We start from the raw sequence: 14,103 nt of genomic DNA, 5'->3' as shown, positions 1-14,103 counted from the left end.
CATCGATGCCTGGGGGCCGAAACAATGGACTCGACTCGTTCGCGCGCAGCTTTTCGCCGAAGATCGCTCGTGGTGGCCGTGGCCGTGGTGACCGCGGCCGCCCTGGCGGGGGTGGCGGTCGTCGGGCCGCGGGCAGAAACGGTGGCGCGGGAGGACATCACGGCTATCGCTCCGGGCGCACCGCCTGTTGAGCCGGCCGCGCCGCCAGCGAACCGAGCCGCTCCGCTGCTCAGTGGGAAGTTCGAGGTGGGTGGGCGGGCGCGGGTGGCCAAGTTGGGCGCCAACCTGCCGCTGGCCGAGGGCGGCGGCTTCACCGCGGACCTGTCCGAAGGGGCGGCAGGCCAGGTCGCTGTGTCCGGCACGCTTGATCTGCCGCCCGCGCCCGGGTATTTCGTCGTGTTCGGCTTCATGCCGGTCACGGCCACCACCGTGCTGACCCAGGAAGGGGAAGCCACCGGGGTCGCCGACATCAGCGACGGAGTGCTGACCCCGGACCTCGATCTGACCCTGCGCGTCCGCCTCGCCCTGACCGACGTGCGGCAGGACGGGATCGATCTCCGGGTCGGGCCGAACTGCCGGACCGTCGAGCCGCTGGTCATCCGCCTGCGCGGCCGGATCGCCATGGCGCCGGAGAGCCCGCCGTCGGATTTCGAGTCCGTGTTCGACATCCCGCCGTTCACCGGGTGCGGGATGGCAGAAGACCTCTCCCCGCTCATGACCGGGCTGATCTCGGGCCCGGGGAACCGGATGTTCACCAAGCTGGTCTTCCAGGGGTTCTGACGACCGGGTCCGACCGCGCCGAATCCGGCTGCCGGGCCCGCCCGGCGACCCAGTAGACAGTGCCTGTGCGCACTCATGGATCAGCTCCGGACGTCTCGCGGTGGCGGCGGTACCGGGACCGGTACCGGTGGTTCGACCACCTGGCCCGGGCGGTCGACCGCTACATCGAGCACAGCGGCTACCAGTACGTCGCGTCGATCACCTACTTCAGCCTGCTGTCAGTGGTCCCGATGCTGATGGTGGGGTTCTCCACGGCCGGGTTTGTGCTGGCGGGCCAGCCCGGCCTGCTGGCCGAGCTGCGGGCGGGGGTCACCGGCGCGGTGCCGGGGCCGCTGGGCGCGCAGGTGGGCGAGCTGCTGGACAACCTGATCAGGCAGCGCACGCACGTCGGCGTGCTGGGGCTGCTGATCGGGCTGTACTCCGGGTGGAACTGGATGAACGCCCTGCGCGACGCGCTGACCGCGATGTGGGACCAGCACCGGTCCGACCAGCCGCTGCTGCGGACCGTGGTCAAGGACCTGGTCGCGCTGGTGAGCCTGGTGCTCGCCCTGCTGATCTCCTTCCTGCTCACCGTCGCCGCTGGCGCCGTGGGCGACGACGTGCTGCGGCTCGCGCACCTCGACGGCACGGCGTGGGCGGCGCCGGTGCTGGTGATCGCGTCCTCGGCGCTGGCGCTGGTGGCGGACTGGCTGGTGTTCCTGTGGGTGCTGGCCCGGCTGCCCCGCGAGCCGGTGAGCACCCGCAGCGCGATGCGCGGGGCGGTGGCCGCCGCGGTCGGGTTCGAGCTGCTCAAGCTGGCGGGCAACGTCTACATCCGGATCATCAGCGACTCCCCCACCGGGGTGGCGTTCGGCTCGGTCATCGGCCTGCTGGTGTTCATCTCGCTGGTGTCACGCCTGCTGGTGTTCATCACGGCATGGACCGCGACGGCCCGCCCGAGGCGCCGCACGCCGCCGCCCCCGCCGGGGCCGGTGGTGATCCAGGTCAACACGCGGCCCCGGCCTGCCGCGCTCGTGCTCGCCGGGCTCGGGGCCGCGGCGGGCGCGCTGGCCGCGGTCGCCGTCAGCAGGCTGCGGCGCGGAGCGGGCAAACAGCGCTAGGTCGTTTCATGGTGCGGTGACCGGTTATGGCCCGGCAGACCGTGTGCGGGTTGTTCCGGCGTCGGCAGCGCGCGGTGTGGCTCAAGTCGCGGGCGCGGTGAGCCCGCTGCCATGCCTACCGGTTTCGAGGATGACCTGCTGGGTGCGGCCGGTGGCGACGGTCCACTCGGCGAGCACCGCGGCGCGGTTGCGCCTGCCGACCAGGAAGGCCAGGTGGACGACCGCCCAGGCGATCTTGCCGAGCGGTCCGCGCAGCCGCGGAGGTCGGCGACCGCGTCACCGGGCGAGATGGTGGCCATCGTGCCCAGGTCGAGATAGCGGAACGGGCCGGGCGCCGGTTCGCCTGCGGGCCGGGAACGGATGACCTTGGCGATGTGGTGTCCCTGCCGCGACGCTGGGCCGCGCAGGTCGCCGAGGTTGACCAAGTCGCTAATCGCGAAGACCTCTGGGTGGCCGAGCAGGGCGCGGTCCGGCGTGGTCTTGCGCGGTGGTGGTTCACGCCGCCCGGGCCGATGTCGGCGGCCGCCTCGTTCAAGCGGACCTCGACGCCTAGGTCCTGTCTCGACGTACCGGTGCGTGTCGGTCGTGATCGGGGTGGTTCCTGGCGGTGCGGCTGGTGCGTGCAGGCACTTCGAGACAGGACCTGGCTTGCGCCGGGTGTGCGCCCGCAGCGGCTTGGCGAACGGCGGCAGGACCGCGGGCGCGGCGTCGACCAGACCACGTGGACCTGCCGCGGGTCCAGGGTGCGAAATGGCGGCGGAACGCGCGTCGGGTCGTCGCCGCGACCTGGCCCGCGAGCGGTGGGGCCCGCGCCGACGACGATGATCGGGCACCGGGCCAGCTCCGCCGAGTCCTCGGCGTTGGCGGCGTTCTCGAACGCGCGGCAGCCGGGAGCGGAGCGTGACGGCGTGGGCGAGGGTCTTCATCGGCGGCGTGTGCGCGCCACTCGTCGTGGCCGAAGTCGCCGTCGGTCGAACCAGCGGCCACCGCGATCCTCGGTCACCCCTGGACAACGGTCCGGTCCTGCTCGCTGGTCTCCCAGTGCGACCTCAGGTACCGATCGCGCCGAACGTATGGGCTCAGCCCATCGCGGCCAGCAGGTCGCGGCACGCGCGCTCGCAGTCGCGGCACGCCTCCGCGCACACGCGGCAGTGCTCGTGCATGGTGGCGTGCGCACCGCACTCGTCGCCGCACGACTTGCAGGCCATCGCGCACGCCTCCAGCAGCGACCGGCTGAGGTTGGCGTCGTAGCCGGTGTGCCGGGACAGCACCCGGGCGGTGGTGGCGCAGATGTCGGCGCAGTCCATGTTCGTGCGCACGCACTTGGTCAGCTCGGCCACCGAGCTTTCGCTCAGACAGGCGTCGGCGCACGCGGTGCACGCCTCGGCGCAGCCGATCAGCGCGTCGATGGTGGTGGCGAGCTTGCCGCGGTCGAGATTGATCGCGGCCGGGTACGTCTCCAGCATCGGCATCGTCGTGGTCACCCTGATCACCTCTTGTCTCGGTCCGGACAAACGGTCGCCCGCTGGCTACCCCGCCGCCGCGCGCGCCAACCGGGCGGGCCCGGACCGAGGACCGGGGTCAGCCGACCGCGCCCGCCGGGTTCACCCGCTCGTGGTCGCGGACCGGGCCGGGCGGGGTGCCGTCGCCGAATGGCCTGCCGCCGAGGTCCCCTCGACCGTGGGCGGAAAGCCAGCCGGACAGGTCCGGGCCAGCGGGCACGATCCCGGTCGGGTTGATGTCCCGGTGCACGACGTAGTAGTGCCGCTTGATCTGCTGGAAGTCGACGGTGTCGCCGAACCCGGGGGTCTGGAACAGGTCGCGGGCGTACGCCCACAGCGCGGGCATCTCGGCGAGCTTGGACCGGTTGCACTTGAAGTGGCCGTGGTAGACCGCGTCGAACCGGACGAGGGTGGTGAACAGGCGCACGTCGGCCTCGGTGATGGTGTCGCCGACGAGGTAGCGGCGCTCACGCAGCCGGTCCTCCAGCCAGTCCAGCGCGGTCCACAGCCGCTCGTAGGCCTGGTCGTAGGCTTCCTGGCTGCCCGCGAACCCGCAGCGGTAGACGCCGTTGTTCACCTCGGTGAACACCAGCTGGTTGACCGCGTCGATCTCGTCGCGGTGCCGCTCGGGCAGCAGGTCGGGGGCGCCGTCGCGGTGGTGGGCGCGCCACTCGGTGGACAGGTCGAGGGTGATCTGCGCGAAGTCGTTGGTGACCACGGCGCCGGTGGTCGTGTCCACGATCGCCGGGACCGTGATGCCCCGCGAATAGTTCGGGTCGCGGCGGAAGTACGCCTCTTGCAGGCGTTCGATGCCCAGCACCGGGTCGCGGCCGCCGGGGTCGAGGTCGAAGGTCCACGACCGCGCGTCGTGCGTCGGGCCGGGGAGCCCGAGCGAGAGGGCGTCCTCAAGGCCAAGCAGCCTGCGGACGATGATCGACCGGTTCGCCCAGGGACAGGCGCGGGCGGCGACCAGCCGGTAGCGGCCGGGCTCGACCGGGAAGCCGTCGCGCCCGTCCGCGGTGATCCGGGTGGGGATGTAGCGGGTGTCGCGGGTGAACTCCTTGCCCGGCACCGTGTACTTCCCGCCCTCGCTGTGCTCTGGGTTGTCGGTCTGCGCGGATGTCGACGTCTCGCTCACAGAGCCGAGCCTACGCGCGGCGGGGACGCGCGCAGGGTGGTCACGGCGGGTGTGGGCAACCGCTCACCACAGGTCGACTCGCCGGTACCGGTGGGTGACGTCGATCCCGTGCGGCAACACCGAGTGAAGGTCCACCGAGGTCCCCGCCGCCAGCACCTCGGTTCCCGCGCCGAACGACGCGGGCAGGTCGACCGTGACACCCTGGTTCCCGTAGCGGCGTTTGAGCGCCAGTTCGGCCGCCACGACGTCCGCGTGCCGCGCGGCGAGCACCTGGATCAGCGCCGCGCCCGCCCGAAGGTGATCGCGGACGCGGGCCGGGTAACCGCGGCCGAACTTGACCAGGTCGCCCTGGCCGACCAGGTACAGCAGGCACTGGTCGTCGGCGCGGGCGCGGTGGGTGCGCGAACCCGGCTCCGGCTCGCACACGGCGCACTCGGTGTGGCCGCGGTCCAGTTTGCGCACCCGCCCGCACCGGTCGTGCCGTCCCCAGGTCCCGTGCGAGTGCGCCAGCCACCGGGCGCCGAACCAAGGCAGGCCGTGCACGTCGCCCGCAAGCACGGTCCATCCCGTCTGCTCGTACTCGGCCAGTTCCTCGACCAGGGCGGTCGCGGCGGCGAACTCGGCCGCGCCGCGCACGGGGACGCCGCTTTCCTTGTCCAGTCCCAGAAACGACCGCACCAGGTCGGCCAGAGCCGGTTCCGAGCCGGTCCGGCGGACCAGCTCGCGGCCCATCGCCATGGCGGGCGACTCGGGTGAGGTGCGGTCGTCAAGGCAGATGTGGCACCGGGTCGCCCACGTCGGCCTGCACGCCCGTTCCGCGCCGCACCACCGGCAGCGCCGGATCTGGACCGCGGCGCCGTCTGGCTGGTCCAAAACCACCTCAAGCTGGTCGGCGACCACGGCCGCGCACGCCGGGCACTGCGCGCACCATGCGACGTCCCTGCCCCGGCCGCGCCCGCCCGGCCTGCCGCTCACCGGCTCAAGGCAGTTCACGCACACCTTCGACACCCCGCCAGCATGGCGGTCCCGCCCGAGCCGCCACAAGGAGACCGGGCAGGGCACTAGGCTCGCCGGGTGCACAACCGTGACCAGGGCGCGCGCTGCCCGTGCGGGACCGGGCTGACCTACGGCGAGTGCTGCTGGCGCGCCCACAGCGGCGCCGCGCCCGCGGGCACCGCGCAGGCGCTGATGCGGTCCCGGTTCACCGCGTTCGCGCTCGGCGACATCGACTACCTGCTGCGCAGCTGGCACCCGGACACCCGGCCCGCGAGCCTGGACCTCGACCCGGACCAGCGGTGGGTCCGGCTCGACGTCCTCGCCACCACGGCGGGCGGGCCGCTGCACCATGAGGGCACGGTGGAGTTCCGCGCCCACTACCGCCACGGCCGGGAGCGGGGCGAGCTGCACGAGAACAGCCGCTTCGTGCGCGTCGACGGCCGCTGGGTCTACTGGGCGCCCGTAGACGTGCTCAGTTGACTCGCGCGGTGTGCTCCTTGGGCAGCTCCCCTGGGCTCAGGGCGATGACGGTCTCATCGTCGGGGCCGCAGTCCTCCAGAAACGTGATCTCCGCTGACTCGAAGACGACGGTGATCGGGTAGGTCGGGCCCTGGTCCCGGTACTCGACCATCTTGTCGACGTGGTCGTCCTGGAGCCCCAGAACGCGTTCCGGGTGCTCGCGCACCCAGCGCGGGAGGAAGATCACGCCGTGCAGCCGCCGCCGACCGGGGAGGACGTCCACGCTGACCGAGGTTCCGGTCGGCTCGGTCCACGAGACTTTATAGACCTCCGCGCCGAGGCGGACCACGCTGACCCGCTGACTCTTCACCCAGCGGCCCGCGAACGGTCCACTGTGGATTCGGTAGGCGATCGTGTCGGCGTTTTTCACGTACATCTCGTACTGCCAACCGGTGTCGTAGGTGTAGATGAACCGCTTTCCGACGATCCCGGAAAGGTCGCTGGTGTCGTCCTCGCTCATCGGCGGCCTCCCCCGCACACGCTGTCGGCCAGTCCGTCCGGGTCCGGCATCGCAACGCCCGCAACGGTTTCCGCGCTCAGCATCCGCACGACCGCGGGCGGGCCGCCAGCCGACGCCGCGACGCGCTGGCGGCTGGCCGCGCACCCGCGGCCGCGCGCGGCCGCGGCCAGCGCGGTGACGGCGGCGGTGTCGCCGAGCTCGTCGAGGGCGTCGCGGACGTGCGCGAGCAGCGCGTCGAACAGGTCGATGGCACGGGTTTCGCGTTCCCGCCACGGATCGACGGCCGCGCCGTGCAGGCCGTGGCGGGCCGCGGCCCACAGCGCGCCGTCGAGCACGCCGTGGTCGAGCGGCCCCGCGGTGCGGCCGGCCGCCAGGTCGTCCAGCGCGCGGCGGACCAGCGCGCGGGCCAGCGCGGCGTAGAGCACGGCCTCGTCGGCGGTGGCGGCCGCGTCGCCGACCCGGATTTCCACCGTGGGGTACCGGCGGGACAGCCGGGCCACGCGGAGGCTGCCCTGCCCCGGTTCGGCCAGGCCGCAGTCGACTAAGCGCGCCAGGTCCGCGTCGTAGGCGGCGGCCGAGGCGTGCCAGAGCGGCATCGCGGCCGCGGGCAGGCGGGTGTGCGCCATCATCCGCCAGCTGTGGAAGCCCGAGTCGGCCCCGTGCCGGAAACGCGAGTTGGCGGTCAGCGCGAGCAGGGTGGGCAGCCACGGGGTGATGTGGTTGAGCACGGCGACACCGGTTTCCCGGTCCGGCACGGCGACGTGCACATGGCACCCGCACAGCTCCTGGTCGGTCACCACGCCCGCGTAGGACTCGCGCATGCGGCGGAAGTGGGCGGTGGCGGTGATCTCGGGCTCGGCCGAGGTGAGCACCGGCTCCCCCACCGACACCAGACACGCGTTCTCCCGCAGCGCCGACGCGGCCAGGCTCGCTCGGCCGGACAGGATTTTCGCGCGGAGCTCGGGCAGGGTGGCGCAGACCGCGCTGGCTGCCTCGACCACGCTGGCGCACAACTCGTGCTGGAAACCGGAATCGGACGTCGGCGACGCCGAGGCGACGTGGTCGAGCACGGCCTTCGCGCGCGGCGTGGGCAGCAGCGTGTCGGCGTCGACCAGGAGGAACTCCTCCTCCACACCGAAGGTGAGCTGATCGGTCGAGCCGCCCGTGGCGGGCATGGGACCTCCTCCGATGCCGGGTCCTCGCATCGACCATGGTGCTGGGCGTCCACGGCCGCCGCCACCGGGACGGCGGTCCACGCCCCGGCCGTGCATCCTGGGCGGGCGAGTCGGAAGCGGGGCGCGGTGCCATGGCGGACGTGCTGGTGCGGCGGAGCCCTGCTGGGACGAGGGCGCGGACCGGTCGAGCGGGCCGGTGGAGGCGGCCGGATCGTCGCGGTCCGGCCCACCCGCACCCCGGACGGGCAGGCGACCGGATGCTGCTGCCCGGGGCACGTCCCCGTGGTTGACGCCGCGCAGGCACCCGCGTTCGCTGGTCGGCCCGCTCAACCGGGCGAGCTGGCGCGTGTCGCGATCGCGTGCCGGACGGCGCGGCTGTTGTGGGAAGCGGCCCGCGCCCGCACGCTGGCCCCATGAGGGGCGTGCGGGACCGCGACGACGCCGTCTTCCGCGTGCGCCGGGAGAGGCTGGTGCTGCGCGCGGCGACGGCCCGGTTCGCCGACATCCGCACCCGTCACGCGCCGTGACGGGCTGACCGAAAGGCCCACACGTGGACGCGTTCAAGAACATCGTGATGACCCAGCCCATCTACGACTACCTGCTGCGGCAAGCCCCGCCGCCCTCCCCGGCCCAGGCCCGGCTAATCCAGGCCACCGCCGACCTCGGCGACGCGGCGGAAATGCAGATCCCGCACGAGCAGGGCGTGTTCCTCACGATGCTCGCCCAGCTGATCGGCGCGCGCCGGATCGTCGAGGTCGGCACCTTCACCGGGTATTCCGCCCTCTGCCTCGCGCTCGGCCTCGCCCCGGGCGGCCTGGTGACCACCTGCGACATCACCGACACGTGGGCGCCGCTGGCCCGGTCCGCGTGGCAGGAGGCCGGGGTCGCCGACCGCATCGACTTCCGCCTCGGCCCGGCCGAGGAGACCCTGCGGCGGCTTCCGGAGAACCCGATGGTGGACCTGGTGTTCATCGACGCGGACAAGACCGGCTACCTCGACTACTGGGAACTGCTGGTGCCACGAGTGCGTCCCGGCGGCGTCCTGCTCGCCGACAACGTCCTCTACTACGGCGAAGCGGCCCAGGAGAACGCCCAGGGCAACGCCAAGGCCATCCGCCAATTCAACGAGCGGGTGCGCGCGGACGACCGGGTGACCTCGGTGCTGCTGCCCATCGCCGACGGCCTCACCATCGCCCGGCGCACGGGCTGATCTCGCGATTCGACTGGCGGTCTGGGCCACGATCGCCGTCAAGATCTGTAGCGTGGAACCGCAGCTGGGTGAGTCGGGTCATGACCGTGGCGTGCGCTGGCCTGCTGGTCGGCTCATGCGGAATGGTCGCTGCCGGGGACTCCAGAACGGACGAGCAGTCGAAGATCCTCGTCGACGCGACCAGCTACCCGCTCCAGAAGGACGCCGCGGGCCTCGCTCGCGCGGCACTGGCGACGCACCTGGGCAAGAGCCCGAACTTCAGCGTTCTGGAGGCGACCGACCTCCCGCGCCAAGCCTCCGGGGGCCCCAATGGCCCGGCTGGTGTGGCGCATCCACGTCACCATCCGGGGACCGATGTGGACGTGGTGCTGACGGCGGGCTCCGGCGACAACCGCGAGTGCACGATGGCCCAGCGCAAAGCAGGCCAGGTCCGCGTGTTCTCCCTCAACACGCGCGATTACCCGCACGAGAAACCCTGCGGTTCGGACGTCGCCATCGATGCCGAGTTCCCACCCGCCCCCAGCCCTGTCACCACCACCTCCACTGGGTCCTGATCGCGCTCGCTCGCCCGGGTTCCGCTCCTGGTTGTCACAGTTGCCAACCTCTTTCGCAGGCGGTGCGCATGTCGCGGTAAATCGCCCAACGCGCCTCGACGGACGACCAAAACGTTCTGGTCGTCCGTCGAGGCGCGTTTTTCTGGTTACACGGCGCCGCCGGTCAGCGAGGCCAGTACCGCGCTCGCGGCGCCGACGATGCCGTAAGCGGTTCCGGTGACGATACCCACCACGGAGTCGACGAGGCCGCCGATGATGACCAAACCCATGACATTGCTCCCTTGATTGGCACTGCGTTGGTATTGCGTTGGATCAGTGCGGTCATCCGGTGCAGTTGGGAACCGCGGGGGTGCTGCCGACACAGTTGTTGGGCGTGTTGGCACTGATGGGGGAATTCGTTGTGGTCATGGTGCCGCCGACGCGGTACACACCACCGGCGGTCACCACCGCCGAATTGGCCGTCACGGCCGTCTGGGTGAGCGTGGTCGCGGTGGCCTCGACCGCCGCGATGCCGCCGCCGTTGAGGGCCGCGGTGTTTCCGGTGACGAGCAGCGGCTTGCCGGAGACACCGGTAGCGGTCAAGGTCCCGCGTAGACCGTTGTAGATGCCGCCGCCGCTGAGCAGGGCGACGTTTCCGGACACCGGGCTCTTGGTGAACGTCGCGGCGGGCGCGGTGCCCGACGCGGTGTCGGCATTGGCCAAGCCGCCGCCGTTGAGCGTGGCGACGTTGCCGCTCAGGAAACTGTTGGTCAAGGTGACCGCGCCCCGGTTCAGGATTCCCCCACCGTCGCCGACGGCGCTGCCATTGCTGAACCGCACCGCCGTGGTGAGGGTCAGGCTGCCGGTAGGGGCGACCTCGGCGATCCGGAAGGACAGCAGCGACGCCCGGGTGACGGTCGCCGGACCGATCATCTCGATCGGGCTGGTGATGATCGGCAGGCCGTTGAGGAGGCCGCCGTGCGGGGCGGTCAGCCGGTAGGTGCAGCCCCCGGCCAGCACGAGGGTGTCCGCGGCCGAGGTCGAGTTGGCGAGGTTCACCGCCGCGACGAGCGCGTTCTCACCGCACGCCACCGGAATAGTGGCCGCCTGCGCCACAGGGGCGACGACCACCAGGCCACCGGCGACGACAACGCCTCCGCACAATAATCGGGCGGTGCTCCGAATACGATTCATCACGCCTTCTTTCTTCAGGGACAAATCGAACGACCGTCGACCGGTGCCGCGCACTGCGGGCGAGGTGTTCGACACGGGCGAACGCGCACCGGTCGACTCGCGGGGACTGGGCAAATAAATCGACACAGAAAAAGACCTCGGTGTGCGGTTCGCGTTCGCGATCACGTCACCGAGGTCTTGAGTAACAACGGCAGCCTAACACCGCGTCGGAATAGCCGATACCCGTGACCCCCGAACGGCCTAATCAGACCAGGAGGCGAGGCCGCGCCGCCCTCGACCGAATCCTCGATTCGACCACCGTCGAAAGTGGCCGCCGACGGTTCCGGCACGGTTCGACTCCATTCGGGCACAATGCCGTGGCCATCCAGGGGTCCACACCGAACATGAGCGCCCGGCGGCGCGTACAGTGATGTCTCCACGATTCCAGCGATGGAACCGTCCCGAGTCGTGCCGTGCGACCAAGCGACTGGGAGGTCTCCGGATGGCCCGGCCCACCACCAGTCGGCTGACGCGGGTGTTCGGCTGGATCGCGGACAAAGCCATCGAACGGGAAATGCCCGTCTCGCTTGACGTCCTCTGCCAGACCGCGGTGGCGCGGCTGGGCGTGCACGGCGCCGTGCTGACCATGGACACCTCCGGCTGGCCTGAGGTCAGGAACGCCACGGACGCGCTAGGGGAACGGCTGACCGAGTTGCAGGTGACGGTGGGGGAAGGCCCAGCCGTGGACGTCTGGCGTGACGACGGCCCGGCACTGGTCGCCGACCTCGACGCCCCGGTCAGCCAAGCCCGGTGGCCGATGTTCGCGCCACTGGCCGTCGAGGCCGGAGCGGCCGCGCTGTTCGCCCTGCCGTTGTGCGTCGGCGCGATCCGGGTCGGGGTGCTGTCCCTGCACCGGATCGAGGCGGGTCACCTCGAAGCCGGGACGCTGGTCGACTCGTTGGCGTTCGCGGAACTGGCCCTGCGGCTGCTGCTGGACGAGCAGGCAGGCCTGGACACAGCGGACAGCATCGCAGGCGACATCCTCTCGTTGCACCATCCACAGGTGCACCAGGCCACCGGGATGGTCGCGGCGCAACTGGACTTGAGCATGGGCGACGCGTTCGCCCACCTGCGCGCGCGGTCGTTCGTCGAGCAGAAGCCGCTGAGCGACCTGGCGGCCGATGTGGTGGCCCGCAGGCGGCGATTCGACCAGGACGAGGAACGACCGTGACAACGAGCGGGACACGACCGCACCCTGAAACACCAATGGAGGTGGCTGCGATGAACAGCGAACGTCTCGTCGAAACCTTCGTCGAACTGGCCGACACCCTGGTCGACGACTTCGACGTCATCGACTTCCTGCACATGCTCGCGGACAGGTGCGTCGAACTTCTCGACGTCGACGCGGCGGGACTGCTGCTGGCCGACCAGAAGGGCAAGCTGCAGTTGATCGCGACCTCCAACGAACAGGCCCGGCTGCTGGAACTCTTCCAGCTCCAGAACCATGAAGGCCCCTGCCTGGACGCGTTCGCCGCGGGTGCCAGAGTCAGCCACGCCGATCTGGCCAACGCGGGCCCGCGGTGGCCGCGGTTCACCGCGGCGGCCATCGAGATGGGGTTCGCCGCCGTGGACGCGGTGCCCATGCGCCTGCGCAGCGAGGTCATCGGCGCGCTCAACCTGTTCCGGAACCAGACCGGGGAACTGGACGCGGGCGCGTTGCGGACCGCGACGGCGTTGGTCGACGTCGCCACCATCGGCCTGCTGCAGCACCGTTCGATCAACCACCACCAGGTGCTGACCGAGCAGCTGCAAGCCGCGCTGAACAGCCGGGTGGTCATCGAACAGGCCAAGGGGCTGGTCGCCGAACGCCTCCAGGTCGACATGAACACCGCCTTCGCCGCGCTGCGCGGCTACACCCGCGGGCACAACCTCAAGTTGAGCCGCGTCGCCCACGAGGTCATCGCGGGCACCATCAACACCACCGACCTGCTCAGCGCGGCCGCCAAGACCAAACCGCTGCGACGCTGACCCCGGGCGGCGGCCCCACCCGGGCGCGGTCACGCCGCTCTCGGCGATCGCGGTCGACCAGCGGGGGCCTGCCCTCGACTCACCGCCCGTCTGTCCACTGTGGTCTTGATGAGACAGGCGTCGCCGGTCCGGAGAACCGCGGCGGACTCGCGATACCCGGCCAACGGCGAATCACCGAAGCCGCACGGAGACACCTCGCTGCCGCGGCATTCGGGGGGGAGCAGTTCGCAGGTGGGTGACGAGCGGCGGTTTTCCTTGCCAACCTTGACGCAGAGGCGAAGAGTTGGCCATGTCGCGGGTGTTGGTTGCTCCGGTGCCCGCAAGCGCATGGCACCGGTCAGTGACCCCAGACCTTGGTCATCCCACCACTCCGCGGGTCCGTGGCAGCAGTCCCGGACTCTCACCCGGATGGAGAGTTGATCATGAGATCGACAGCGCGTACGAGCACGGCAGGCCGGGCCGGTCGGGCCCTGATCGCTTTGGGCACCGCGGCGGGGTTCGCGGTCTTTTTCCCCACGCAAGCATGGGCGCTCCCGCCGGGATGCACCCAAAGCGGTGCCAACTTCACTTGCACCGCCGGGATTCCCGCCGGTCAGGTGCTGACCGGCACCACTGGAAACAACATCATCACCATCACCGGCGGCGCCGTGAACGGCACCGTGAACAGTCTCGCGGGCAACGACACGATCAGGGTCACCGGCGTCGCGGGCGCCGTGGGCCCGAACGGCTCGCCGGGAGCCAACGGCGACGCGGGCACACCCGCGGGCAGCGCGGGCGGCAACGGCGGAGCCGGAAACGTCGGCGGGGCTGCCGTGGGAACCACCGGTGTCATCGACGGCGGCGCGGGCACCGACAGCATCACCGTCACCGGTGGCGCGGGCGGCAACGGCGGCAACGGCGGCGTCGGCGGGACCGGATTCGCCAGCGGCGCCGGTGGCGCTGGGGGCAACGGCGGCGTCGGCGGGATCGGCGGCACCGGGAACGCCGGAAACGTCACCGGTGGCGCGGGCAGCGACACCGTCGTCCTCACCGCGGGCAAGGGCGGCAATGGTGGCCTAGGCGGTCTTGGCGGCAACAGCGGCGCCGTGGCCGGTAGCGCGGGCGCCGGTGGTATCGGTGGCGCCGGTGCGGCCGGTGGCGTCGGGAACTCCGGGACCTTCACCGGCGATGTCGGCGACCCCGGTCTCGACAATGTCACCGCCAACGGTGGCGCCGGTGGCACCGGTGCGGCCGGTGGGATCGGCGGCTGCGGCCACGGCGGCGGCAGCGGTGGCGTCGGCGGCGCGGGTGGCGCGGGTGGGATCGGGAACTCCGGCACCATCAGCGGCGGCGCCGGTGTCGACACGCTCAAGGCCAACGGCGGGCGCGGCGGCAACGGTGGCGCGGGCGGCAAGGGCGGCAACGGGTCCGCCGCCGTCGAGCCTGGCGGTGCCGGCGGCGTCGGCGGCGCGGGCGGTGCGGGTGGGATCGGGAACTCCGGCACCCTCAC

14 protein-coding genes and 1 pseudogene are annotated in these 14,103 nt (G+C 71.6%); 8 read left to right on the top strand and 7 right to left on the bottom strand.

What is annotated here, in order from left to right; genetic code table 11:
* Positions 1-72: 72 nt before the first annotated feature.
* Both ACZ6SD_RS25895 and yhjD read left to right on the top strand, forming a co-directional pair.
* Entirely contained in the window at positions 73-780 is a 708-nt protein-coding gene (locus tag ACZ6SD_RS25895) for a hypothetical protein (RefSeq protein WP_465319588.1), read from the top strand.
* Between the two features lie 65 nt (positions 781-845).
* Positions 846-1,880, top strand: coding sequence for an inner membrane protein YhjD (gene yhjD / locus ACZ6SD_RS25890; RefSeq protein ID WP_465319587.1), 1,035 nt, complete (start codon positions 846-848; stop codon positions 1,878-1,880).
* Positions 1,881-2,959: 1,079 nt separating this feature from the next.
* On the opposite strand, the gene ACZ6SD_RS25885 is transcribed toward yhjD, so the two are convergent.
* The 3 genes from ACZ6SD_RS25885 to ACZ6SD_RS25875 form a co-directional block, all read right to left on the bottom strand.
* A complete protein-coding gene (locus tag ACZ6SD_RS25885; protein ID WP_465319586.1) occupies positions 2,960-3,364 on the bottom strand; it encodes a four-helix bundle copper-binding protein in 405 nt (134 codons plus the stop codon).
* A gap of 97 nt (positions 3,365-3,461) precedes the next feature.
* The gene (locus ACZ6SD_RS25880) at positions 3,462-4,454 is read right to left on the bottom strand and encodes a glutathione S-transferase family protein (protein ID WP_465319612.1); all 993 of its coding nucleotides are present in this window, start codon (positions 4,452-4,454) and stop codon (positions 3,462-3,464) included.
* A gap of 129 nt (positions 4,455-4,583) precedes the next feature.
* A complete protein-coding gene (locus ACZ6SD_RS25875) occupies positions 4,584-5,528 on the bottom strand; it encodes a hypothetical protein (protein ID WP_465319585.1) in 945 nt (314 codons plus the stop codon).
* A 66-nt stretch (positions 5,529-5,594) separates the two neighbouring features.
* Here ACZ6SD_RS25875 and ACZ6SD_RS25870 point away from each other — a divergent pair, with 66 nt between their 5' ends.
* Positions 5,595-5,996: a YchJ family protein gene (locus ACZ6SD_RS25870; protein WP_465319584.1), complete on the top strand. Its 402-nt coding sequence runs from the start codon at positions 5,595-5,597 to the stop codon at positions 5,994-5,996.
* On the opposite strand, the gene ACZ6SD_RS25865 is transcribed toward ACZ6SD_RS25870, so the two are convergent.
* Together ACZ6SD_RS25865 and ACZ6SD_RS25860 are read right to left on the bottom strand one after the other, a co-directional pair.
* The gene (locus ACZ6SD_RS25865) at positions 5,989-6,495 is read right to left on the bottom strand and encodes a phenolic acid decarboxylase (RefSeq protein WP_465319583.1); all 507 of its coding nucleotides are present in this window, start codon (positions 6,493-6,495) and stop codon (positions 5,989-5,991) included. The two genes, ACZ6SD_RS25870 and ACZ6SD_RS25865, sit on opposite strands and share 8 nt — an antisense overlap.
* The gene (locus ACZ6SD_RS25860; RefSeq protein WP_465319582.1) at positions 6,492-7,670 is read right to left on the bottom strand and encodes a carboxylate-amine ligase; all 1,179 of its coding nucleotides are present in this window, start codon (positions 7,668-7,670) and stop codon (positions 6,492-6,494) included. The genes ACZ6SD_RS25865 and ACZ6SD_RS25860 overlap by 4 nt, the downstream gene beginning before the upstream one ends.
* A 550-nt stretch (positions 7,671-8,220) precedes the next feature.
* On the opposite strand from ACZ6SD_RS25860, the gene ACZ6SD_RS25855 reads away from it, so the two are divergent.
* The gene (locus ACZ6SD_RS25855; protein ID WP_465319581.1) at positions 8,221-8,880 is read left to right on the top strand and encodes an O-methyltransferase; all 660 of its coding nucleotides are present in this window, start codon (positions 8,221-8,223) and stop codon (positions 8,878-8,880) included.
* A gap of 80 nt (positions 8,881-8,960) precedes the next feature.
* On the top strand, positions 8,961-9,434 hold the full coding sequence (locus tag ACZ6SD_RS25850) for a hypothetical protein (RefSeq protein WP_465319580.1): 474 nt from the start codon (positions 8,961-8,963) through the stop codon (positions 9,432-9,434).
* A gap of 146 nt (positions 9,435-9,580) precedes the next feature.
* On the opposite strand, the gene ACZ6SD_RS25845 is transcribed toward ACZ6SD_RS25850, so the two are convergent.
* Both ACZ6SD_RS25845 and ACZ6SD_RS25840 read right to left on the bottom strand, forming a co-directional pair.
* Positions 9,581-9,703: a hypothetical protein gene (locus ACZ6SD_RS25845; RefSeq protein ID WP_465319579.1), complete on the bottom strand. Its 123-nt coding sequence runs from the start codon at positions 9,701-9,703 to the stop codon at positions 9,581-9,583.
* 52 nt (positions 9,704-9,755) lie between these two features.
* Complete coding sequence (locus ACZ6SD_RS25840; protein WP_465319578.1) at positions 9,756-10,607, bottom strand: hypothetical protein; 852 nt, start codon at positions 10,605-10,607, stop codon at positions 9,756-9,758.
* Positions 10,608-11,088: 481 nt separating this feature from the next.
* Between ACZ6SD_RS25840 and ACZ6SD_RS25835 the strand changes: the two genes are divergently transcribed.
* The 3 genes and pseudogenes from ACZ6SD_RS25835 to ACZ6SD_RS25825 all read left to right on the top strand — a co-directional run.
* Positions 11,089-11,817 (top strand): ANTAR domain-containing protein, encoded by a 729-nt coding sequence (locus ACZ6SD_RS25835; RefSeq protein WP_465319577.1) that lies wholly within the window; start codon positions 11,089-11,091, stop codon positions 11,815-11,817.
* Positions 11,818-11,867: 50 nt separating this feature from the next.
* Positions 11,868-12,614: a GAF and ANTAR domain-containing protein gene (locus tag ACZ6SD_RS25830; protein ID WP_465319576.1), complete on the top strand. Its 747-nt coding sequence runs from the start codon at positions 11,868-11,870 to the stop codon at positions 12,612-12,614.
* A gap of 422 nt (positions 12,615-13,036) precedes the next feature.
* Positions 13,037-14,103, top strand: a pseudogene (locus ACZ6SD_RS25825) (hypothetical protein); the annotation flags it as partial.

This window comes from Actinokineospora sp. NPDC051303, assembly GCF_055586285.1.
This window is presented reverse-complemented; position numbering and strand designations above follow the sequence as displayed.